Origin of the sequence: Anaeromyxobacter sp. SG66 (assembly GCF_022690805.1) — a bacterium.
GTDB classification, from domain to species: Bacteria; Myxococcota; Myxococcia; order Myxococcales; family Anaeromyxobacteraceae; genus Anaeromyxobacter; species Anaeromyxobacter soli.
Map to the genome: position 1 here is coordinate 45,491 of NZ_JALCZC010000011.1, position 21,281 is coordinate 66,771.

Annotated in this window: 20 protein-coding genes; 17 read left to right on the forward strand and 3 right to left on the reverse strand. The window is 75.0% G+C overall.

The genetic code is table 11. The features are described from left to right. Positions 1 to 7: 7 nt before the first annotated feature. Positions 8 to 406, reverse strand: a complete 399-nt coding sequence (locus MNZ39_RS05615; RefSeq protein WP_242335791.1) for a hypothetical protein — start codon at positions 404 to 406, stop codon at positions 8 to 10. 139 nt (positions 407 to 545) lie between these two features. Here MNZ39_RS05615 and MNZ39_RS05620 point away from each other — a divergent pair, with 139 nt between their 5' ends. The 4 genes from MNZ39_RS05620 to MNZ39_RS05635 all read left to right on the forward strand — a co-directional run bounded on the left by MNZ39_RS05620 (position 546) and on the right by MNZ39_RS05635 (position 4,730). After that, the gene (locus MNZ39_RS05620) at positions 546 to 1,466 is read left to right on the forward strand and encodes an aminotransferase class IV (protein ID WP_242335794.1); all 921 of its coding nucleotides are present in this window, start codon (positions 546 to 548) and stop codon (positions 1,464 to 1,466) included. Positions 1,467 to 1,518: 52 nt separating this feature from the next. After that, positions 1,519 to 2,232: a HEAT repeat domain-containing protein gene (locus MNZ39_RS05625; protein WP_242335797.1), complete on the forward strand. Its 714-nt coding sequence runs from the start codon at positions 1,519 to 1,521 to the stop codon at positions 2,230 to 2,232. Positions 2,233 to 2,322: 90 nt separating this feature from the next. After that, positions 2,323 to 2,913: a hypothetical protein gene (locus tag MNZ39_RS05630; protein ID WP_242335800.1), complete on the forward strand. Its 591-nt coding sequence runs from the start codon at positions 2,323 to 2,325 to the stop codon at positions 2,911 to 2,913. After that, on the forward strand, positions 2,910 to 4,730 hold the full coding sequence (locus MNZ39_RS05635) for a SpoIID/LytB domain-containing protein (RefSeq protein ID WP_242335804.1): 1,821 nt from the start codon (positions 2,910 to 2,912) through the stop codon (positions 4,728 to 4,730). Before MNZ39_RS05630 ends, MNZ39_RS05635 begins: the two co-directional genes overlap by 4 nt. 215 nt (positions 4,731 to 4,945) lie before the next feature. Here MNZ39_RS05635 and MNZ39_RS05645 read toward each other — a convergent pair whose 3' ends face one another. After that, positions 4,946 to 5,203 (reverse strand): hypothetical protein, encoded by a 258-nt coding sequence (locus tag MNZ39_RS05645; protein ID WP_242335809.1) that lies wholly within the window; start codon positions 5,201 to 5,203, stop codon positions 4,946 to 4,948. A gap of 155 nt (positions 5,204 to 5,358) precedes the next feature. Here MNZ39_RS05645 and MNZ39_RS05650 point away from each other — a divergent pair, with 155 nt between their 5' ends. After that, entirely contained in the window at positions 5,359 to 6,825 is a 1,467-nt protein-coding gene (locus tag MNZ39_RS05650; protein ID WP_242335811.1) for a sigma-54 dependent transcriptional regulator, read from the forward strand. A gap of 87 nt (positions 6,826 to 6,912) precedes the next feature. On the opposite strand, the gene MNZ39_RS05655 is transcribed toward MNZ39_RS05650, so the two are convergent. Beyond that, on the reverse strand, positions 6,913 to 7,176 hold the full coding sequence (locus tag MNZ39_RS05655) for a hypothetical protein (protein WP_242335814.1): 264 nt from the start codon (positions 7,174 to 7,176) through the stop codon (positions 6,913 to 6,915). Between the two features lie 268 nt (positions 7,177 to 7,444). On the opposite strand from MNZ39_RS05655, the gene MNZ39_RS05660 reads away from it, so the two are divergent. From MNZ39_RS05660 to MNZ39_RS05715, 12 genes are all read left to right on the forward strand, one after another. Continuing rightward, positions 7,445 to 8,026 (forward strand): polysaccharide biosynthesis/export family protein, encoded by a 582-nt coding sequence (locus MNZ39_RS05660; RefSeq protein WP_242335817.1) that lies wholly within the window; start codon positions 7,445 to 7,447, stop codon positions 8,024 to 8,026. A gap of 127 nt (positions 8,027 to 8,153) precedes the next feature. Next, the gene (locus MNZ39_RS05665; protein ID WP_242335821.1) at positions 8,154 to 9,194 is read left to right on the forward strand and encodes a hypothetical protein; all 1,041 of its coding nucleotides are present in this window, start codon (positions 8,154 to 8,156) and stop codon (positions 9,192 to 9,194) included. Positions 9,195 to 9,210: 16 nt separating this feature from the next. Further along, a complete protein-coding gene (locus tag MNZ39_RS05670; protein ID WP_242335823.1) occupies positions 9,211 to 10,572 on the forward strand; it encodes a lipopolysaccharide biosynthesis protein in 1,362 nt (453 codons plus the stop codon). Positions 10,573 to 10,603: 31 nt separating this feature from the next. Further along, on the forward strand, positions 10,604 to 11,338 hold the full coding sequence (locus MNZ39_RS05675) for a CpsD/CapB family tyrosine-protein kinase (RefSeq protein ID WP_242335826.1): 735 nt from the start codon (positions 10,604 to 10,606) through the stop codon (positions 11,336 to 11,338). Positions 11,339 to 11,497: 159 nt separating this feature from the next. Further along, positions 11,498 to 12,895, forward strand: a complete 1,398-nt coding sequence (locus MNZ39_RS05680; RefSeq protein ID WP_242335829.1) for an exopolysaccharide biosynthesis polyprenyl glycosylphosphotransferase — start codon at positions 11,498 to 11,500, stop codon at positions 12,893 to 12,895. After that, positions 12,895 to 13,905, forward strand: a complete 1,011-nt coding sequence (gene yvcK / locus MNZ39_RS05685) for a gluconeogenesis factor YvcK family protein (RefSeq protein ID WP_242335833.1) — start codon at positions 12,895 to 12,897, stop codon at positions 13,903 to 13,905. The genes MNZ39_RS05680 and yvcK overlap by 1 nt, the downstream gene beginning before the upstream one ends. Before the next feature lie 15 nt (positions 13,906 to 13,920). Further along, on the forward strand, positions 13,921 to 15,057 hold the full coding sequence (locus MNZ39_RS05690; RefSeq protein WP_242335836.1) for a GNAT family N-acetyltransferase: 1,137 nt from the start codon (positions 13,921 to 13,923) through the stop codon (positions 15,055 to 15,057). Further along, positions 15,054 to 16,235, forward strand: coding sequence for a DegT/DnrJ/EryC1/StrS family aminotransferase (locus tag MNZ39_RS05695; protein ID WP_242335898.1), 1,182 nt, complete (start codon positions 15,054 to 15,056; stop codon positions 16,233 to 16,235). Before MNZ39_RS05690 ends, MNZ39_RS05695 begins: the two co-directional genes overlap by 4 nt. After that, a complete protein-coding gene (locus MNZ39_RS24820; protein WP_242335839.1) occupies positions 16,232 to 17,443 on the forward strand; it encodes a GNAT family N-acetyltransferase in 1,212 nt (403 codons plus the stop codon). Before MNZ39_RS05695 ends, MNZ39_RS24820 begins: the two co-directional genes overlap by 4 nt. Before the next feature lie 70 nt (positions 17,444 to 17,513). Further along, a complete protein-coding gene (locus MNZ39_RS05705; RefSeq protein WP_242335842.1) occupies positions 17,514 to 18,695 on the forward strand; it encodes a polysaccharide deacetylase family protein in 1,182 nt (393 codons plus the stop codon). 133 nt (positions 18,696 to 18,828) lie between these two features. Beyond that, complete coding sequence (locus MNZ39_RS05710; RefSeq protein WP_242335844.1) at positions 18,829 to 20,130, forward strand: O-antigen ligase; 1,302 nt, start codon at positions 18,829 to 18,831, stop codon at positions 20,128 to 20,130. Next, positions 20,115 to 21,281 (forward strand): glycosyltransferase, encoded by a 1,167-nt coding sequence (locus MNZ39_RS05715; RefSeq protein ID WP_242335847.1) that lies wholly within the window; start codon positions 20,115 to 20,117, stop codon positions 21,279 to 21,281. The genes MNZ39_RS05710 and MNZ39_RS05715 overlap by 16 nt, the downstream gene beginning before the upstream one ends.

The window sequence follows — 21,281 nt, forward strand, 5'->3', positions numbered from 1 at the left end:
GCGGAGGTCAGGGCTTGCGCTTCGTGCCGGCGGCCACGGCCATGCGAGCACGGGCTGCCGCGGGAGCGGCAGGGGCGGGTCTAGCGGGGACCCGCGTCACGGGCGCGGCGCGCGGCGCGCAGGCGCGCTCGTCCGCCTCCACCCGCGCGAACCACTGGGCGGCGGTCGCCTTCACGCGGGCCCAGCGGATGTCCTCGGCGCTCGCCATCGGGATCTCGGCAGGCGCGGAGGCCCGGGCGGGCGCGTCGATCACCCGCGCCCCTGCGCGCCGCCGGAACACCTCGCCGTAGAGCGAGGAGTGCGTCCGCGCGCAGAACGGGCACTGGAAGTAGCGGATCTGGCTGGCCGGAGCCGACCAGCTCGTCATCACGACCTTGCAGTGAGTGCACTCGACCGCGGCATCCATCGATTTCCCGGGATATCGCCGGGGGATCCCAGGGTCAAGAATTCGGGCCGGATCCGTAGGGGGCGCCCGCGCGCTCGAGCGACTCGTGCGGTCCACACCCCGGCGCGCCGGGCGCGCGCTTCTCCGCTAGAACAGGGGCATGCGGACGCTCGTGAACCTCGACGGCTCCCTCGTCGCCCCCGCGGAGGCGAGGGTCTCGGTGTTCGACCGCGGCTTCCTGTACGGCGACAGCGTCTACGAGGTGATCCGGACCTACGGCGGCCGCCCGTTCGAGCGCGAGGCCCACCTCGCCCGGCTCGCGCACTCCGCGGCCCGCATCGGGCTCTCGCCGCGCTGGGACGCGCAGCGGACGGCCGCGGAGATCGATCGCACCCTCGCCGCCGCGCGCGGAGCGGACGCGCCGGAGCCGGACGCGGCGCCGTGGAACGCGGGCGAGCGGTACGTCCGCGTGGTGATGACGCGCGGGGCAGGGGAGATCGGGCTCGATCCGGCGCTCGCCGTCGATCCGCTCGCCATCGTGATCGTGCAGCCGCTCGTAGGACCGCCGGCGCGGGCCTACGCGGACGGGATCCCGGCGGCGGTCGTGGGCGTTCGGCGCGCCTCCCCGCAGGCGGTGGACCCCTCGGCGAAGACGGGCGCCCATTTGACGCACGTGCTCGCCGTCCGGGAGGCACGCGCGGCCGGCGCGCTGGAGGCGCTGCTGCTCGACGACGCTGGGTTCGTGACGGAGGGCTCGTCCTCCAACGTCTTCGCGGTGGCCGGGGGCCGGCTGCTCACCCCGCCCATCGCGTCCGGGATCCTCGAGGGCGTGACGCGGGCGGTGGTGCTCCGGCTCGCGCGAGCCGAGGGCGTCCCCGTCGAGGAGGTGCCGCTCCGACCGGAAGATCTGGAGCGCGCGGACGAGCTCTTCATCACCTCCACCGTCCGGGAGATCCTCCCCGTCACACGGCTCGGGGACAGCCCCGTCGGCGCCGGGCGCCCCGGGCCGCTCACCCATCACCTGCACCAGGCCTTCAGGCGACTCGCGGGCGGTCCTGTAGGACTGAGGGTGCGCAGGTAGGCGGCGAAATCGCCCTGGCGGCGGCAGGGCGCGAGCGTACACTCGCGCGCGCATGCCACGGATCGCAGTCTGCGCAGTCCTCCTCGCGCTCACCGCGGTCGCCCGCGCCGACTCCCACGACGACGCCGCCCGCGCGCTCCGCGAGGACGGCTCGGTGAAGGTCCGCGCTCAGGCGGCGATCGTGCTCGGCCAGCGCGGCGAAGCGGAGGCCGTCCCGCTGCTCGCCGCGGCGCTCGCGTCCGACGCCGCGCCCGCCGTCCGCATCGCCGCGGCCGGCGCGCTGGGCAGGGTCGGGGGCGGAGGGGCACGCCGGGCGCTCGAGGCGGCGCGCCGCTCGGACGCGGATCCGGCCGTGCGGGCCGCGGTCGTCCGCGCCCTCGACGTGCTCGGCCTCGCGTTCTCCATCGACGAGCCCGGCGGGAGCGCCGGCGGGCCCGCGGCCCGGGACGCGCTCCGCGCAGCGATCGCGCGGCACCTCGCGGCACACGGCTGGGAGGTCCTCGAACGCGGCGGGATGGTGCTGAAGCCGACGGTGCTGCGGGTCGACGTGGACTCGGACGCCGTGCGGACGATCGTCGCCGTCAAGGCGGCGCTCGTCGCCGTCGACGGCGATGGGCGCATGGCGGCGATGCTCGAGAGCGGCGCACGCCTCTCCGCGGCGGGGGTGATCCCCGAGGCGAAGATCGCCTCCTACGCCGCCCGGGCCCTCGACGCCGCCGCCCGGGCGCTGTGCGAGGATCTCGCGGCGCGGCTCGGGGGGAGGTAAACCGAAGGGATGGAATCCGCGTCCGGCCGGCAGAGTCCCGTCCCGCCGCCCTCACCTGGCGCGGCGCCAGCGCCGGCCGCGCCCGAGCCGGTGGCTCCTCCCGCAGAGCCCCCGCGCCGGCGGTTCCGCAACTACCTCCTCGACGGCGCGCTGCAGCTCCGGCTCGCGAGCTACCTCCTCGCCGTGGCGGTCGCGCTCTCGGCCGGCCTGGGCTGGCTCCTCTGGACGGCGTATCGCGAGACGAGCCGCGTCGTGGCCCTCGGCGATCCGCTCGCCGGCGAGTCCCTCGCGCAGGCGCTCGCGGCGGAGGACCGAGGACGCATCGGCCTCGTGGCCGTCGTGCTCGCCGCCGTGCTGCCGTGCCTCCTCGCGGCTGCGGTGGTGGTGACGCACCGGATCGCCGGCCCCGCGCTCGTCCTGAGCCGCGCCTGCCGCGACGTCGCCGCAGGCCGGCTCGCGCCCGTCCGGCCCCTGCGCGCTCGCGACCTGCTCGTCGATCTCGCGGTGGACGTCGGCGCGATGGTGGACGCCATCCGCGAGCGCGAGGCTCGAGAGCGCGAGGAGCTCGCGCGGGCCGCTGCGCTCCTCCGCGATCCCGGCGCTGCCCCGGAGGCGCGGGCCGCCGCCGCCGCGTCGCTGGAGGCGCTGGCGGCCGAGAAGGACGCGCGGCTCGCGTCGTGAGGAGCCGCGGAGCCCTGGGGTTCGCCGTCGCCGCGCTGCTCGCGTGCGCGATCGGGCGGAACGAGGTGGGAGGCACGGGGAGGGGCGAGCACGTCCCGAGCTCGACCTCGCCGTCGCCGTCCACCTCGACCTCGACCCCGACCCCGACCCCGACCCCGACCCCGACCCCGACCCCGCCTCCGACCCCGACCCCGACCCCGATCGCCATCCCGCCTTCGGCGCCCGCTCCCCTCGCTCCTCCTCCCGCCGCCGATCTCGCCGATCCCCTCGAGCTCCTCTGGGCCCACCGCCTCGCGTTCACGCGAAACGGCGAGCCGCTCGTCACGATCCGGCTGATGGAGGGGCAGCGCGAGATCGCGTTCCGCGCCCGCGCCCCCGGGCGGATCACGCTGCGAGGGGGGACCGTCGTCGAGGTCCCTGCCGGTGCCCGGCTCACGGTCCGCGCGCGCGAGGCGGCGCCCGCGATCGTCGTTCACCACGCCCTGCTCGCGGAGGCGCCGCTCGCGGCGCGTGCCGCGCTCGACGAGGCGCGGCGCACCTGGGCGGCGCGAGGTGTGCCGGTGCGCTCCCGCGTGACCGGCACGGTGTACGGCGTCGGCGGCAGGGTGGTGGACGCGCGCCGCGAGCTCCTCGTCGCCGAGGGAGACGGCTCGCTCGAGGCGGCGCGGGCGACCGGCGCGTCGCTGCGCGAGCGGTTCGGGGAGCAGCCGGCGCTGAGCGCAGAGGTGGTCGCCCGGCCGCGCGGGACGCTCGAGCTCCGCGGCGAGGGCGGCGCGCCGCTCGGCGAGGCGGACGCGGCGCTGTGGCTGGACGTCGCGGGAGACGCCGGGTTCCTCGTCGAGGGCGTCGAGCACGATCGCGGTCCTCGCGGCCGGGCGCGCGAGGACAGGGCCTACGGAGGCCGACTGTTCGTCACGCTGGACGCGCACGGGGGGCTCGCAGCCATCCACGGGGTCCCGCTCGAGGAGCTCCTGCGCGGGCTCGTCCCCAGCGAGATGCCAGCGTCCTCGCCGCTCGAGGCGCTCAAGGCCCAGGCGGTCACCGCCCGCTCGAACGTCCTCGCGCAGCTCGGCGCGCGCCACTCGGCCGACCCGTTCATGCTGTGCGCCGAGGTTCACTGTCAGGCGTACCGCGGCGACGGCGCGCGGACCTCGCGCACGGACGAGGCGGTGCGCACCACGCGCGGGGAGACGCTCTTCGGCGCGGCGGACCAGGCGCTCGTCGACGCCGTGTACTCCGCGACCTGCGGCGGCCACGGGGAGCACAACGAGCTCGTCTGGGGCGGCGCCGCGAGCGCGAGCCTGCGTGGACGGCCCGATCTTCCCGCGGCCCAGGCGGCGAGATGGAAGGAAGGCCTCGCCGACGAGGCGAGGCTCCGCGCGTTCCTCGCCGAGCCCGGAGACGCGTGGTGCCGCCGGCCCTCCACGCCGGGCATCACGCGTTTCCGATGGGAGCGCCGCCTCTCGGCCGCGGAGCTCGACGCGGCGGCCGCGCAGCTCGGGGTCGGTCATGTGCGCGCCATCGCGGTCGGCGCGCGCGGCGTGTCGGGTCGCGCCCGCCGCCTCGCCGTCGAGGGCGAGCGTGGGCGCGTCGAGATCGCCGGTGAGCTCCGCATCCGGCGGCTCCTCGGCGAGCTGCCCTCCGCGATGTTCGTGGTGGAGCCCACCAGCGACGGCGTCGTCCTGCGCGGCGGGGGGTGGGGCCACGGCGCGGGGATGTGCCAGTGGGGCGCGGTGGGGCGTGCGCAGGCCGGCCAGGGGTACCGCGAGATCCTGGGCAGCTACTACTCGGGCGCGGAGCTCGCCCGCCTCTATTGAAGAGCGCCGCGAGGGGTTCCCGCCCGGGAGCGCGCGTCGCCCCTTCCACCGATCACCAGCTGGAGCGCGCGCCGAGATCGTAGACGCGCGAGTAGCCGAGCCCTGCGAGCGCGCGAGCGACCGCGGCGCTCTTCCTCCCCGTCTCGCAGTACACGATCACCGGGAGACCGGGCGGGCCGAGCTCCGCGAGCCGCGCGCCGGGGCTCGGAGCGGCGTCAGGGCCGGCGATCCGCGTCGCCGAGGGTGAGCGTGCGCTTCCTGCGGCGCGGTCGAAGCGCGGCGGCGGCCACGAACGCCGCGCCGAGCGCGAGGACGCCGACGAGCGCCTCGACGAGCGCGACGCGCTCGAGGAGCGTCGCCTCGCCGCCCTGCAGCGCGCGCGCGCCGCGGGCGGAGTCGTACGCCTTCCACAGCATGAACGCGCCTCCCGTCGCGAGCAGGACCGCCCGGAGGAGGAGACGGGAACGGGACATCCGCACGGCCCCGGTATGTCATGGAACGCCTCCACGCGAAAGCGAAGCGAAGCGCTCGCTCGGCCGTCAGCCGCCGCGTTAGGGCCGGTGCCGGGAACACCTGGTCGTTCCATTTTCACACCGGCGGCAAGCACCTCCCCGCCGGCGGAACGACGATGGACAAAGACTGCACCGTACTGGTCATCGAGGACGACGACGACGCCCGCGAGGCGCTCTGCGAGTTCCTCGCGACCGCGGGATATCGCGTGCGCCCCCTTCGCAACGGCGTCGAGGCGCTGGCGGCGATCGCGAACTCCAGCCCCCACGCCGTGCTGCTCGATCTGGTGATCCCCGAGCCCGACGGGTTCGAGGTCCTCCGGCGCATCCGCGAGCGCGACCCGCGCGTCCCGGTGATCGTCATGTCGGCGCTGGCGCAGGCGGAGGACGTCGTCCGTGCGATGAAGCTCGGCGCGAACGACTACCTCCCGAAGCCCTTCGAGGTCTCCGAGCTGAACCTCGTGCTGCGCCGCGCCCTCGACGGACCCGGACGGCGTCCCCCCGACGTCGCCGAGGCGCGCGTCGCAGCGGTCGTGGCCGAGTCGGGCGACGGCGACCTCTTGCCCACCACCCCGCTCTCCGGCCCGATGGAGCGCGTCTGGTCGCTGGTGAACCGGATCGCCGACACGGACGTGCCGGTGCTGCTCATCGGCGAGAGCGGCGTCGGCAAGGACGTGATCGCTCGGCGGATCCACGCGACCAGCCACCGCGCGGGCCGCCCCTTCGTGAAGATCAACTGCGCGGCCCTTCCGGGAGAGCTCCTCGAGAGCGAGCTCTTCGGACACGAGAAGGGGGCGTTCACGGGAGCGCACGCGGAGAAGCCCGGCAAGTTCGAGCTGGCTCACCGGGGGACGATCTTCCTCGACGAGATCGGCGAGATGGATCCGCGGCTGCAGGCGAAGCTGCTGCAGGTCCTCCAGGACGAGGAGTTCTACCGGGTGGGCGGCAAGCGCCCGGTGCGCGTGGACGCCCGCGTCGTGGTCGCGACGAACCGCAACCTCGAGGCGGCCATCCGGCAGGGCACGTTCCGGGAGGACCTCTTCTACCGGCTGAACGTCGTCACGATCCGGGTCCCGCCCCTCCGCGAGCGGCGCGAGGAGATCGGTCCCCTCGTGCGGCACTTCGTCGACAAGTACCGGCAGCGCTACCGGGGCGGGCTCGAGGAGATCCCGGCCGAGGTGATGGAGCGCTTCCACGCCTACGACTGGCCCGGGAACGTCCGGGAGCTCGAGAACCTCGTGCGACGGCTCGTCGTCCTGCGCGATCCCGCGATGGTCCTGGGTGAGCTGGGCGGCTCGCCGCCGGCGCTCGTCGCCGCGGGGGCCCATCCGCCGGCAGCGCCCGGGGTCAACGGCGTCCACCGCCCGGGCGAGGGCCCGGCGCTCCCGGAGGATGCGCCGCTCAAGGACGTGGCCCGGCGGGCCGCGCGCATCGCGGAGCGCGAGGCGATCCTCCGCGCGCTCATGCGGACCGGCTGGAACAAGCGGAAGGCCGCGAAGCGCCTGCAGGTCAGCTACAAGGCGCTGCTCTACAAGATCAAGGACTGCGGGATCGTCGACCCGCGAGACGCGGCGACGATCGAGTGAGAAAGCAGCGCGGCGCGGCCCCGCGAGGAGCCGCGCCGCGCCCTGGTCCCCCCCCGGAGATCCGATGCGCCCCTCCCGCCGGAAAGCTCAGGCCGCAGCCTGCTTGGGGGCGAGCTCGCCGCGCGAGCGGCGCTCGCGGAAGCCGGTGCGCGCGCTCACGTACAGGAACGCGATCCCGAGCGCGAGCAGCACGATCGGCTCGACCCATGCCGATTCCGGAAACAGTCCAACGACCGAAGTGCCGACCCCGAACAGGCCCAGCGTCCACGCCGCCGCCCTCAGCATGCCTTCCCGCCCTCCATACCGGCGCCGACTGCCGGTCCATCCTGCCGCGTCCAGGGAGAACGTCATCCCGCCTCGTCGCCGCGGCAACGCAGGCACGTCCGTTCCCACGCGAGGGAAAAAAGTTCCTCAGCGTCGCACCGGAACCCGCTCTCGGCGGCAGCCGCTCGCTCGCGCGTCGCGTTCGTGGCCGCACGCCGGATCGCGTGGACGACGTGCGCTGGAGGAGCGGCGACGCGTGGCGTGGAGTTCGCTCGGGGTGCACGACGCGTCGTGGCACGAGGTGTGCTCGATGCGAGGGAGTCGTTTCGGGACGGGGAGTCCCGGGAGGAATTGGATGGCGTTCTCGAAGAGGGCAGTGGTGGCCGGCATTCTCCTCGCCGCGACGGGGTGCGCTTCGTCGGGGGCCTCGCAGCGGCCGGATCCCCGGCCCGAAGTGGGCGAGTACCGCATCGGGCGCGAGGACGTGCTCGAGGTCGTCGTCTGGCACGAGCCAGAGCTGACGCGGGTCGTGCCCGTCCGGCCGGACGGCAAGATTTCGCTTCCGCTCGCGGGGGAGATGGACGCGGCAGGCAAGACGCCGGGGGAGCTGCAGCAGGGCCTCACGAAGGCGCTCGGCCCGTACATCAAGGACGCGGCCGTGGCCGTGCTGGTCCGGGAGATCAACGGACCGCGGGTGTACGTGCTCGGCGAGGTGACGCGCCCTGGCGGGTTCCCGCTGCGCGGTCCCATGTCGGTGGTGCAGGCGATCGCGCTCGCCGGCGGGCGCACCGAGTTCGCCCGCGGCGAGGTGAGCTGGCTCCGCCAGGGAGCGAACGGGAAGACCGATCGAGTGAAGCTCTCGTTCGACGAGCTGGTGAAGGGGGAGGCGGAGGGTGCGCTCTGGCTCAGGGGCGGCGACGTCCTCTACGTGCCGTAGCGGGACGGTGCCGACCATGAGAGGGCCGAGGAAGAGGTGGGCGATGGGAGCGCCGGGGCGCTTCGGGAGGGCGGCGCTCTGCGCTGTGTCTCTCTGCGCTGCGGCGCGGGCGGCGGCGAGCACGGTCGTGGATCCCATCGCCCGCCTCACCCTCGAGGGCGGCTACGACTCGAACGTGCTCTACGACGGCTCGGGCAGCGACCGCGTCGGCCGGGTGTCCCCGGACGTGGGGCTCCGCTTCCGCGATCACACCTGGGAGCTCCGCACGCTCTACGGCGTGGACTTCCTCACGTACGAGCGCATGCAGCCCGGAGGGAGCTGGAACCACCGCGGGTCGCTCGTGCTCGACGCGCGAACCACGCGGCGCCTCACGCTCCACGCGGACTTCCGGGGCGCGTACGCGTTCGACCCGGTGGGGCTCGCGCAGATGGGCGTCTTCCGCACGGGGCGCGACTCCGCGCTCATCCTCCACGGCCGGGGCAGGGCCGAGTACCGCGCCTCCGAGCGCGTGGACGTGGCCGCCCTGCTCACGGAGGACACGGTCCGCTTCGACGACCGCACGGGCGGCGCGATGCACCAGCCCGGCGTGGAGGCGCTGTACCGGTACGGCCGGCGCCTCTCGTTCGGGGCCGGCTACCTGGCCTCGCTGTTCCAGGGCTTCGAGCGGGACGCCACCGACTGGGCCTTCGCGCACGCGCTCAGGGCGCGCGCGCGGTACGAGCTCAGCCGGCAGCTGACCGTGAACGGCTCCGCGGGGCCCGCCCTGTGGCTGAAGAGCGGAAATGCGGTCGTCGTCCCCGAGGGCAGCGTCGAGCTCGTCGGCGTCTCCCGCGACTGGGAGGGGCGTGCGCAGCTCGCCCACGGGCTGGGCCTCGGCAACACCGCGAGCCCTGGCCTCGTCGACTCGGTCGAGCTCGGGCTCGCGCGCAGGTTCGCGCGGCGCTTCGAGCTGCGCGGTGACGGCGGCATCTGGCGCTCCGGCCGGGCCCCGAGCGGCGGGGACGCGGTGACCGGCTACGTGACCTACGGCGAGGCGGCACTCCTCGTCGGGGGAGGGGTGCGCTTGGCGCTGGCAGCGACACATTTCGCGCGGCTCGACGATTCGTCGGCCGCGCTGCGGCGAACGACGTTCGGACTCCGGCTCGGCTGGACCCTGCCGGAACGGTGACGAAGAGGAAGGACGAATGGAACGGACCTACACCCTGCAGGATCTCCTCGCGGCGCTGCGGCGTCGCCGGCTCCTCGCGCTGGTCGTCGCAGGCGCGGTGCTCGTCGTCGGGGTTGCGCTCGCGCTCGGCGTCCCCTCGGAGTACTCCGCCCAATCGGTGGTCCAGATCGAGCCGCGGCGGCTGGGGCTCGACTTCTTCCCGGCCCAGAACGGCACGCCGTTCGAGGATCGGATGCGGACCATCAAGCACGGCATCCTGGCCCGCCCGGTGCTCGAGCGGGTGATCAAGGAGACCGACTTCTTCCCCGACCTCCGCGACGACATGGACGAGGCGCTCCGCAAGATGCGGCGGAACGTGGAGGTCCGGCTCGAGGGCGAGGTCCCCGCCGGCGCGCCCGCGCTGCTCTTCGTGGTCGAGGTGCGCGGCAGGGATCCGGAGAAGGTCGCCCGGGCCGCGGAGCTCCTGCCGAAGTACTACGGCGAGCTCACGCGTCAGGTCCTCGAGGCCCAGGCGCGCAGCCTCCGCGAGACCCTCGATCGCCAGGTCGACGACATGGGCAAGGAGCTCTCGGCGCAGGAGAAGAAGCTCCTCGCCTTCAAGGTGGACCACACCGCCGAGCTGCCCGAGCTGCTCGAGGACAACGCCCGCGCGGTCGGGCGCGCGCAGAGCCAGATCGAGATGCGGCTCGGCGCGATCGCCGACGCGCAGCGGCGCCGCGGCGACGTGCTCTCGTCCATCCCGGAGGGCCCGAGCGGTCCGGGTCTCGCCGAGGCCGGCCTCGACGCCGCGCTGCGGCGCCTCAACGCGGCCGAGGCGGCCTACGGACCGGATCACCCCGACGTGAAGCGCGCTCGGCGCGAGTTCCAGGAGGCGCTCTCCCAGCGCGACGGCGCGTTCGAGAAGTTCCAGAAGGAGCGCGTGCAGGCTCACCTCGCGCGCATCGACGACGAGGTGCGCGCGCACGAGGAGCAGATCGCCTCCCTCCGCAAGGAGATGACCACCTACCAGAAGCGGATCGAGGCGGCGCCGCGCTGGGGCCAGGCGCTCGCGAACCTGTCCCGGGAGTACGAGGTGATGCGCGCCAAGTACGCCTCGACGCTCTCGCGGCGCGCCGACTCGGCGGCCGCCGAGCAGCTCCTCGCGGCGGACCAGCCGACCATGTTCCGGATGGTGGAGACGCCGGTCACGCCCCGGCTGCCGGCCGCCCCCGACCGGCCCAAGCTCCTGTGGATCGCGGTGCTCGCCGCGATCGCGATGGGGCTCGGGGCGGCGGGGATCGCCGAGTGGCTCGATGCATCGATGCGTGGACCCGAGGACGCGGCGACGCTGGGCATCCCCGTGCTCGCGGCGATCCCTCGCATCGGGCGGGCTTCCTGACTTGCGCGTAATCGATCGGAGGAATGGACCGATGATCCCTGCCGACACCCTTCAGGCCACCCACCCCGCCGCCGCGCCCGAGAAGAAGCTCGTGGCCCTGGCCGCGCCGGACTCGCCCGCGGCGGACCAGTACCGCGTGCTCTACCAGCGGCTCGCCCGCCTCGCGGCGCGCCGCGCCATGCGCGTCGTCGCCGTGACGAGCGCGAGCCGCGGCGAGGGCCGCACCACCACCGCAGCCAACCTGGCGCTCACCGCCGCGCAGGAAGGGCGCGCAGTGGTCCTCGTCGACGCGGATCTCCGCCGGCCGTCGGTGGCGAGCCTGTTCGGGCTCGCGCCGCGCGCAGGGGTCGCCGAGGTGCTCGACGGCACCGCCGAGCTGTCCCAGGCCATCGTGCGCGTCGGCATGCTGTCGGTGCTGTGCGCGGGCGAGGTGCGTGACCCGGTGGCGGCGATCCGCCACCCGCGCACCGCGGCGCTCGTGGAGCAGCTGCGGGCGGCGTACGACCTCGTCGTCCTCGACGCGCCCCCGGCGCTCGCCTTCGCGGACGGCGAGCGGCTCGCGGGGGCGGCCGACGCGGCCGTGCTCGTCGTGCGCGCCGGGGCGACGCCGCGCCAGGTCGTGCGGCTCGCGCTCGAGTCGCTCGGCGACCGGGCCGCGGGCGTGGTGCTGAACGACGTCGACCCGGAGTCCGTGGCGCACGGGCGCTGGCTGTACGGCGGACCCGGGGAGGCGGCGCCGGCCATCGCCGGCCGCCGCGCGGGGTAAGGACCGGCGCCCTCCCGCGCCGCCAGCGGCGGCGCGGAGGGGGCGTGGGAGGGGGGTGGCCACGACGCACGGTCGTGGCCGGAGACGGTGGCTCGGGTCCTGGCCCGTGCGCGGGAGTGCGCGCCGGGCACGGCGGTCGGGGTTGGACGGGGAGGGGACTTGGTCCGGGTCTTCAACCATTGGTTCTCGCCGCGCAAGGCGGCGTACTTCTTCGCCGAGGAGACGGTCCTCGTGCTGGCGCTGCTCGCGGGCGCGTCCCTCGGGCCGGTCGCCGCCCAGGCGACGAGCTCCGTGGGAGGGCCGCCGATGTACCCGGCGGTGCTCCGCGCCGCGCTCGCCTCCGTGTTCTTCGCGGGCGCGCTCTATCTCGGCGACCTCTACGACCTCCACGCGGCGGTGCGCGATCGCGCGGACGGGCGGCGCCTCCTGCGGGCGATCGGCGTGGCCGCGATCGCCATCGCCCTCGCCGACATCGCGCTCGACCTCTTCCTGCCCGGGTGGATGCTGCACCGCTCGCTCGTGCTCGCCGCCGCGGGCGGCGCCTTCGGCGTCATCGCCGCCCGCGTCCTCATGCCGGCCGTCGTCGGCTCGCCGACCCGGGTCGTCTTCCTCGGGACCGGCGCGCGGGCCCGCGACCTCGCGCGCGCGATGGAGCGCGAGGCGGACGGGCTCTACCGGGCGGTCGGCTTCGTGAGGCCCCAGCGGTCGCTCGCCCCGGCCGCGGTCCCGGCGGACGCGATCCTGGAGGGCTCGCTCGGCGAGGTCGCGCGCCGGGAGCGCGTCCAGATCGTGGTGGTCGCCATGGAGGACCGGCGGGAGGGCCTGCCCATCGACGACCTCCTGACGCTCCGCACGCGCGGTCGCCGGGTGGTGGACGACGTGGGCTTCGCCGAGGCGACGCTGCAGCGCATCCCGCTGTCGCTCGTGCGTCCCAGCTCGCTCATCTTCGACGACGGCTTCCGCGTCTCGCGCGGCACGCGCACCGCCAAGCGGGCGCTCGACCTCGCCGTGTCGCTCGTGATGCTCGCCGGGGCGGCGCCGATCATGGTCGCCACCGCGATCGCGATCTGGCTCTCCGACGGCCGCCCGATCTTCTACTCGCAGGAGCGCACCGGACGCAGCGGCACGCCGTACCGCGTGTGGAAGTTCCGCACCATGCGCCGCGACGCCGAGCAGCACGGCGCGGTGTGGGCGACCGAGCAGGATCCCCGCGTGCTGCCGCTGGGCCGCTTCCTGCGGCGCGCGCGGCTCGACGAGCTACCGCAGCTCTGGAACGTGCTCCGCGGCGACATGAGCCTCGTCGGCCCGCGCCCGGAGCGGCCGGTGTTCCTCTCCGAGCTGAAGGTGCGCTACCCGCTCTTCACGCTGCGCGAGCTCGTGAAGCCGGGCCTCACCGGGTGGGCGCAGCTCAAGTACGGGTACGGCTCCACGATGGAGGAACAGGCCCGCAAGCTCGAGTACGACCTTTACTACATCAAGAACGCCTCGCTGTTCCTCGACCTCGTCTGCCTCCTCGCCACCGCGAAGGTGGTGCTCCTCGGGAAGGGGGCGAAGTGATGGTGCTCGAGGAGCTCGTCCCCCGGCCGGTGCGCGCACCCGACGCGCGATCCGTGCACGTCGTGGCGGTGGGCGGCGGGACCGGGCTGCCCCGGGTCCTCGAGGGGCTCGCCGCCGGCGACGGAGAGCCGGACGAGGAGCCCGCGGTGGAGCTGACCGCCGTGGTCACGACCGCGGACGACGGGGGGAGCTCCGGCGAGCTCAGGCGGCGCTACGGCGTGCCCGCGCCGGGCGACGTCCGCAACTGCCTCGTGGCGCTCGCGGCGGGAGCGCCGCTCGCGTCGGTGTTCCAGCACCGCTTCGAGGGGGGCGGCGAGCTCGCCGGTCACACCATCGGCAACCTCGTCCTCACCGCGCTCGCGCAGCGGCTCGGCGACTTCGGCCAGGCGGTGGAGGCCGCGGCCGGGATGCTGGGCGTCCGCGGTCGGGTGGTCCCCGCCACGGCGACGCCGGTCGAGCTCGTCGCGGAGCTGGACGATGGCCGGATCGTGCGCGGCGAGACCGCCATCGCGGCGGCGCGCGGCCGCGTGGCGGAGCTGCGGCTCGCCGGCGCGGCCCAGGCCTCGAGCCAGGCGATCGAGGCGATCCTCGGCGCGGACCTGGTGGTGCTGGGGCCGGGCAGCCTCTACTCCAGCGTGCTCGCCGGGCTCCTCGTGCCGGGCATCCCGGAGGCGCTGCGGACGACGGGCGCGACGCGCGTCCTGGTCGTGAACCTCTTCACGGAGGCCGGCGAGACCGACGGCTTCGACGCCGCCGATCACGTCCGCGCCGTGCAGCGCCACCTCGGGGACGTGGTGGACGTGGTGCTCGCGCAGCGGCCCCCGCTGCCCGAGGACGTGGTGGCGGCCTACGCCGGGGAGGGTGCGGTCCCGGTGCGGGTCGAACGTGCGGCGATCGACGCCGCGGGCGCGGTCCCGGTCGTGACCGACTTGCTCGCCGAGGGAGAGCGCGGGCGCCACGACCCCCGGAAGCTCGCGCGCGCGCTGCTCGCGATCGCGCGGGTCCGCTGAGGAGGGGACGACACCTTGGTCCAGACCGCCGAGACCCTCCTCGCGCCCGCCCACGAGCCCGCCGGCTCGCGCTACCGCGTCGAGGAGCTGCAGGGGCGCGCCGCCTTCGAAGCGCTCCGGGACGAGTGGAACGGGCTGCTCGCGCGCGGCCCGGTGGACGTCCCGTTCGCCCGTCACGAGTGGATCTCCGCCTGGCTCGACGCCTTCGCGCCGGACGCCCCGCTGCGGGTGCTCGTCGCGCGCACCCGCGCCGGCCGGGCCGCCGGGATGGCCCCGCTCCTCTTGCAGCGAGAGCGCGGCGTGACGCGGCTCGTCGCCCCTGCGAACGACCACTCCTGCCGGGTGGAGTGGGTCCTCGGGGAGGACGCCCCCGGCGCGGTCGCGGCGCTGTGGGGCCACCTGCGCGACCGGATCCGCTGGGACGTGCTCGTGCTGCGGGACGTCCCGCGCGAGGGGCCGACCTCGGTGCTGCTGGAGGCGGCCGCGCGCGCGGACCGTCACCTCGCCGGGCGCTGGGAGTCGCTGCGGACGCCCTACGTCGAGCTGTCCGAGAAGGGCGCCGAGGAGCGCACGAGCGCGAAGTTCCGCGCGAACCTGCGCCGGCGCGCGAGGCGGCTCGGCGAGCTGGGCGCGGTCGCGCTCACGCGCGTGGACGGCGCCGAGGGGCTCGACGTGGCGCTCGCGGAGTTCTTCGCGCTCGAGGCGAGCGGGTGGAAGGGGCAGGGCGGCACCGCCATCGCGCTCGCGCAGCCCCTCGTGCAGTTCTACGCGCGCATCGCGCGGGACGCCGCCCAGCGCGGGGCGCTCGCGGTGCGCGCGCTCACCCTCGACGGCCGCGCCATCGCGGTGCACCTCGGCGTGGTGCACCGCGGCGTCTATTACCTCCCGAAGACGGCGTACGACGAGCGCCTCGGCCAGGTCTCGCCCGGGCAGCTCCTCCAGCGGGAGGTGCTCGCCGAGTGCGAGGCGCGCGGCCTCTCGCGCTTCGACTTCCTCGGCCCCGACATGGAGTGGAAGCGCGACTGGGCTCCGGCCCACGCTCCCCATGACTGGCTCTACGTGTATCGCCCCTCCTTCGCCGGCAGGGCCATGCACACGTTGAAGCACCGGGTCCGCCCGGCCGTGAAGGAGGCGCTCTCGTGGTGGCGATGAGTCGGGCGGTGGCGGCGCGGACCTGGCCGACCGCGCGCGAGGCGCGCAGGCGCTACATCCCGGCCCTGCCCACGCTCTGGCCGAGGATGCTCTCTCCCCTGGCCGCCTCCCGGCCGCCCGCCTTCCCGTTCGGGGCGCGGCGCACGACCCACTTCTACCTGGCGCGGACCGCGGTCTACCACGGCGCGCGGCTGCTCGGGCTCACGGGCCACGAGGTGCTCGTGCCGGCCTACCACCACGGCGTGGAGGTGGGGGCGCTCGCCGCGGCCGGCGCGTTCCCGCGCTTCGTGCGGGTGGACGCTCGCATGCGCCTCGACCTCGAGGACCTCGAGGCCAAGATCGGCCCCCGCACCCGCGCCCTCTACGTCATCCACTACGCCGGCTTCGCGCAGCCGATGGACGAGGTGACGGCGATCGCGCGGCGGCACGGGCTGCCGGTGGTGGAGGACTGCGCGCTGTCGCTCCTCGCCGCCGAGGGGACCCGGCCGCTCGGGTCGGTGGGCGCGCTCGGGATCTTCTGCTTCTACAAGACGCTCCCGGTGCCGAACGGCGGCGCGCTCGTCGTGAACGACCCGTCCGTTCGCGGCGAGGTCCCGCAGCCGGAGGCGGCGCCGCTCGCGTCCACGCTCTCCCACGCGACCGGCTCGCTCCTCCAGAACGCCGCGTTCCGGCTCGGGGACGCGGGCGAGGCGCTCCGCGGCGCGGCGCGGCGGGCGTACTCGTACGTGCGCGGCGCGACCGGAGTCCACCCGGTCTCCACCGGCACCATGACGTTCGACCTCGCGACGGTCGATCTCGGCATGAGCTCCCTCTCCGAGCTCATCGCCCGGCGGCTCGACGCCGAGGCCATCGTCGCGGCGCGGCGGCGCAACTACTTCCTCCTCCTCGGCCGGCTGCGCGACCGGGTGGTGCCGATCTTCCCGGAGCTGCCCGCCGGCGCGAGCCCGCTCTTCTACCCGCTCCTCTGCGACGACAAGGCAGCCGTGGCCGCGCGGCTCGCCGCGCGCGGCGTCGAGACGGTGGACTTCTGGCGCACCGGGCACCCGCTCTGCCCCGAGGAGCCGTTCCCGGACGTCGCGATGCTCCGGCGGCGCGTGCTCGAGCTCCCCGTGCATCAGGACCTGCAGCCCGACGACATGGCATACCTCGCCCGCTGCGTGAGGGAGGCGCTCGAGTGACGCCCACCAGCCCAGCGCCCGCCGGGGAGCGCGCCGCCGGCCTCACCGTCGTCGAGCACCGCGACCCCGCGCGCCTCGCGGTCCTGAAGGAGGAGTGGCGCGCGCTCTTCGACGCCGCCCAGGCGCCGTCGCCGTTCCTCTCCTGGGAGTGGCTCCACACCTTCCACCGCTGCTTCGCCGCGCGCCGGCCGATCTGGATCCTGGAGGCGCGCGACCGCGACGCGCGGCTCGCCGGGCTCCTCGTGCTCTCGGCGCGCCCGGGGCTCGTGGGGGAGCGGCGCTTCAGCCTCCTCGGCAACGGCCTCACCGGCGCGGACGGCCTCGACGTGCTCGCCCGGCCCGAGCACGCGGCCGCCGCGCGCGAGGCGATCGCGCGGGCGCTCGCGGCGGGGGCCGCGGCGTGGGACGTCCTCTGCCTCGAGGACCTCCCCTGCGGCTCGCCGACCGTCGCCGCCCTGCGCGCGGCCATGGCGCCGCGCGGAGTGCGGGCGCAGGTGGAGCGCGGCTTCGTCTGTCCCGGGTTCGTCGTGCGCGGCACCTTCGAGCAGCACCTCTCCAGGATCCGCCGGCGCGAGACGTACACGCGGCGGGTCCGCTGGCTCGAGAAGCAGGCGGGCTTCCGGATCGAGGTCGCGGCCGCGGACGAGGCGACCGCCGCCATGGACGACTTCCTGCGCCTGCACCGGCTGCGCTGGGAGGTCGAGGGCGGCTCCTCCGGCATCCCGCCCGGGCCGGTCGAGGAGTTCCACCGCGAGGTGGCGCCGCTCCTCGCCGCGCGCGGCTGGCTGCGCATGTACCGCCTGTTCGTGGGGCGCGACGCGATCGCCGCGGTCTACGGCCTCGAGGTGGGCCGCCGCTTCTTCTACTACCAGTCCGGCTACGACCCCGCCTGGTCGGCCCGGAGCCCCGGCGTCGTGCTCGTCGGGCGGACGGTCGCGGACGCCTACGCGCGCGGCCTCACCGACTACGACTTCCTGCGCGGCACCGAGGCCTACAAGATGGACTGGGCCTGGGATCGCCGCGAGACGTGCAGCGTCCGCCTGCAGGCGCCGTCGCTGCGCGCCGGGACCGCCGTCGCCGCGGAGGAGGCGTTCCGCGCGGCGCGCGGGATCGCGAGGTCCGTCGCGCCGGAGCGGGTGTGGGGGGCGCTCAGGCGCGCGAGGCGCTCGCTCGAGGCGAGCGCGCTGGCGGGCGCGCGCGGCGGCTGACTGGCGGTACGGCGGGGGTGGGGCCGCGCCGCGCGGCGGCGAGGTCGAAGGTGAAGAAGAGAGGCGGAAGATGCCGGAGCGTGCGGACAACAGCCCGAAGTGGATCCTGAGGCGGGCGGTGAAGGTCGCGGCGGCGGGGACCTTCCTCGCGGCGGGGGTCCACCGCGCGGTGCGGACGTGGCAGCGGCGGCAGGCCGGCGGGACCCGCGTGGTCATCCTCTCGTACCACCGCGCCACCCTGGACTTCGAGGCGAGCGCCCGCGAGTCGATCGCCTCGATGTTCATCTCCGCACAGACCCTGCAGCGCCAGATCGAGGACATCGCGCGCACCCGCGAGATCGTGTCGCTCTCCGACGCGCGCCGGATCCTGGGCGAGCCGCCCGGCACGCGCCGCCGCGACGCGTTCGTCGTCACCTTCGACGACGGCTACGCCGACAACCACCACGTGGCGATGCCGGTCCTGGCGGCGCTCAAGGTCCCGGCCACCTTCTTCGTCGCGACCGGCTACACCGGCACGGCGAAGCGGTTTCCGCACGACCGCCTCTACGCCTCGCTCACCGAGATCGCGCGGCGCGGGATCCCGGTGGAGCGGGCAGGGCTGCCGGGGCCGCTGCAGTCCTTGCTCACCGCCTGCGCGGAGCCCGGGCCGGCCGCGACCCTCGACCGGCTCATCGCGCGGCTCCCGCACGATCGGCTGGTGGCGATCGCGGGCGCCCTCGAGGCGCGGACCGGCCTCGCCGAGCAGGACCTCCCCGACGACACGCGCGCGATGACCTGGGAAGAGCTCGCGGAGCTGCGCGGCGCGGGGATGGACGTGGGCGGCCACACCGTGAACCACGCGGTGCTCTCGAACCTGCCGCTCCAGGAGGCGCGCCGCGAGATCGCCGGCTGCAGCCAGATGATCGCGGAGCGGCTCGGGCGCCCGCCGCTCCACTTCGCCTATCCGAACGGCTACTACACGCCGGCGGTGCGGCACGCGGTCGCCGAGTCGGGGTTCGAGACGGGGGTCACCACGGAGGATCGCGAGAACGTGCGCGGCGGCGACCCGTACGCGATGTCGCGCAAGGTGCTCTGGGAGAACTCGACGCTCGGCCCGATCTCCTACAGCGCGGCGCTCGCCATCTGCAGCCTGGACAGCGTCTTCCACACGCTGGGGCTCGCTCGGCACGTCTCGGGCGAGCGCCCGGACGCCCTGTCCGGAGCGGTTGACGACGAGGCGCACGCGGCCGGCCGCGAGCGCGCGGCCTCGTGAGGTGCGGCGTGCGCTCGGGATCGACAGGCCCACCCCCTCGTCGAGCACGCCTGCCTGGCTGCTCAGCGGACCCCGAACGGACGGTGGCCGGGCGAGCCAGGGTGCGCGCACCTTCTGACCCACAGAGGTGGACATGACGGCTCACGCGGACGCAGCGACTCTCGACTCGGCGCTCCTCGCGCGGCAAGCGTGGATCGAGCGCGCGAGCCGGAGGTGGCACCTGCTCGTGCACGGCGCCACGCTCGCGTTCGTCGTGATGCTGTACTCGAACCCGCAGTTCTGGTGGCCGTGGTTCGAGCAGTTCCGGCTCGCCTTCGTGGCGATGGCGGTCGGAGCCTTCGCGCTGCTCATGCACCGGGTGACCTCCGGCGAGCGGGTGCGGGTGGGCGGTCCGGGCGTGGTCCCGCTCCTCGTCTACCTGTCCTTCGTGCCCCTCTCGCTCGCCTGGACCATCTCGCAGACCGACACCCTCGGCGCGACGGTCGAGGCCGCCAAGATGGCGGTGGTCTTCGTCGTCGTGCAGAACGCGGTGGACGGCCCCCAGCGGCTCAGGCGCTTCATGCTCGTGGGGACCCTCGCCGCGCTGGGCCCGGCCCTCGGGGCGATCGACGTCTGGCGCAACGACGACGCCCTCATCGACGGGTTCCGCACGCACTGGCGCGGTCCGTACGCCGATCCCAACCGCCTCGCGATGTGCCTCATCGCCGTGATGCCCTTCGCCCTCTACGGTGCGGTCACCGCGAGGAAGCGCTGGGCCCGCGTGGCGTTCGCCGCCGTCTTCGCCGCCCAGATCTCGGCCATCGTGCTCACCCACTCCCGCTCCGGCTCGGTGGCCGCGGCCGTCGCCATCGCGCTGTTCCTGTTCCGCGGCAAGAGCCTCAGCACGGCGAGGAAGCTCGTCGCCGCCTCGGCCATCGCGCTCGGCCTCGTCGCGTTCGCGCCCTCGAGCTTCTGGGAGCGCAACGCCACGATCACGCAGTACGAGACGGACGTCTCGGTCGAGGGGCGCGAGAACGCCTGGAAGGTGCTGGGCGTGATCCTCGAGGAGCGCCCGTTCACGGGCGTGGGCGCGAGCGCGTACCTCCAGGCCTGGGGTCGCTACGCGCCGCTCGAGGCGGGCGGGCGCCGCTACGTCGCGCACAACATCCTGCTCGAGATCGTCGGCGAGCTCGGGGTGGTCGCGTTCCTGCTCTTCTGCGCGTTCGTCGCCTGGCTCATGCCGAAGCTGTGGCGCGTCGGCGCGGATCCGCTCGTCGGCACCGAGGCCCGCGCGGTCTTCGCGGCGCTCGCGGGCTACCTCGTCATCGAGATGGCCAACGGGTACTCGCTGTCCTGGTTCCTCTACTTCCTGTTCGCCTGCGCCCTGGTGACGATGCGGCTCTCGCGCGAGCGGGCGGCGCTCGGGGGGGAGCTGCCGCCGTGGGCCGCCCGCTGAAGATCCTCGTCTTCCAGGACCGCTTCCAGCTCGGTGGGCAGGAGCGTCAGACCGTCCTCAACGTCCGGACGATGGAGCGTTCGCGCTTCGAGCCGGTGGTCGCGACCCTGCACGACGACGGCGAGCACCTCGCGGACCTCGCCGCGGAGGGTGTCCGCCCGTTCGTGTTCGACGTCGGGAGCAAGCTCCTCAGGGCGTACACGCTGCTCCAGGTGGCGCGCCTCGTGCGCTTCGTCCAGGAGGAGCGGGTCCGGATCGTCCACGCCCAGGACCTCCGCACGAACGTCCTCGGCGTGGTCGCGGCCCGCCTCGCCGGCGTCCCGTCGATCGTCACCCGCGTGGATCTCGGGCACCAGCTCCCCGGCCTGCACCGCCCCGCGCTCGTGCTCGCGTCGCGCCTCGCCGACCGGGTGCTCGTGAACGCGCTCTGCATCCGCGACCAGGCCGTCCGCGACGGAGTGGCGCCGGACCGCGTCGTGGTGGTGCGGAACGGCGTGGATCTCGGCGAGCTCGACCGCGCGGCGCGCCGCGCCCCCGAGGCCCCCGCGCCGGACGCCGGCGCGATCGTCTGCGTCGCGAACATGCACCATCCCGTGAAGGGCCAGACGGACCTCCTCCACGCGATGCGGGAGGTCGTGCGCGCCCGGCCCGAGGCGCGCCTCGTGCTCGTCGGCGACGGCGCGCGCCGGCCGCTCCTCGAGCGGGCGGCCCGCCAGCTCGGGGTTGCCGAGCACTGCCACTTCCTCGGCCACCGCCGCGACGTGGCCTCGCTCCTCGCGCGGGCGGAGGTGGCGGTCTCGCCCAGCTACGCCGAGGGGATCTCGAACGCCCTCCTGGAGGCGATGGCCGCGCGCCTCCCCGTGGTCGCGACCTCGGTGGGCGGGACTCCGGAGCTCGTCCACGAGGGCGAGGAGGGCTTCCTCGTCCCGCCCGGCGCGCCGGCCGTCCTCGCGCGGCGCCTCCTGGAGCTCCTCGACGACGCTCCCCTGCGGCGGCGCATGGGCGAGCGAGGTCGGCGGCGGGTCGAGCGTGAGTTCTCGGTCGAGCAGATGCGCGCGAGCTACGACGCGCTGTACGAGGACCTGACCGGGCTCGACGTCCCGCGCCTCGTCTACGGCGCGGTGCGCCGCGAGGGGGCGCAGGCCCGCTGA

Bases quoted from the DNA above. Each gene is read 5' to 3' on its own strand.
- MNZ39_RS05615 (WP_242335791.1), bottom strand. From the start codon at position 406: ATGGATGCCGCGGTCGAGTGCACTCACTGCAAGGTCGTGATGACGAGC.
- MNZ39_RS05620 (WP_242335794.1), top strand. From the start codon at position 546: ATGCGGACGCTCGTGAACCTCGACGGCTCCCTCGTCGCCCCCGCGGAG.
- MNZ39_RS05625 (WP_242335797.1), top strand. From the start codon at position 1,519: ATGCCACGGATCGCAGTCTGCGCAGTCCTCCTCGCGCTCACCGCGGTC.
- MNZ39_RS05645 (WP_242335809.1), bottom strand. From the start codon at position 5,203: ATGTCCCGTTCCCGTCTCCTCCTCCGGGCGGTCCTGCTCGCGACGGGA.
- MNZ39_RS05650 (WP_242335811.1), top strand. From the start codon at position 5,359: ATGGACAAAGACTGCACCGTACTGGTCATCGAGGACGACGACGACGCC.
- MNZ39_RS05655 (WP_242335814.1), bottom strand. From the start codon at position 7,176: ATGACGTTCTCCCTGGACGCGGCAGGATGGACCGGCAGTCGGCGCCGG.
- MNZ39_RS05660 (WP_242335817.1), top strand. From the start codon at position 7,445: ATGGCGTTCTCGAAGAGGGCAGTGGTGGCCGGCATTCTCCTCGCCGCG.
- MNZ39_RS05670 (WP_242335823.1), top strand. From the start codon at position 9,211: ATGGAACGGACCTACACCCTGCAGGATCTCCTCGCGGCGCTGCGGCGT.
- MNZ39_RS05675 (WP_242335826.1), top strand. From the start codon at position 10,604: ATGATCCCTGCCGACACCCTTCAGGCCACCCACCCCGCCGCCGCGCCC.
- yvcK (WP_242335833.1), top strand. From the start codon at position 12,895: ATGGTGCTCGAGGAGCTCGTCCCCCGGCCGGTGCGCGCACCCGACGCG.
- MNZ39_RS05695 (WP_242335898.1), top strand. From the start codon at position 15,054: ATGAGTCGGGCGGTGGCGGCGCGGACCTGGCCGACCGCGCGCGAGGCG.
- MNZ39_RS05705 (WP_242335842.1), top strand. From the start codon at position 17,514: ATGCCGGAGCGTGCGGACAACAGCCCGAAGTGGATCCTGAGGCGGGCG.
- MNZ39_RS05710 (WP_242335844.1), top strand. From the start codon at position 18,829: ATGACGGCTCACGCGGACGCAGCGACTCTCGACTCGGCGCTCCTCGCG.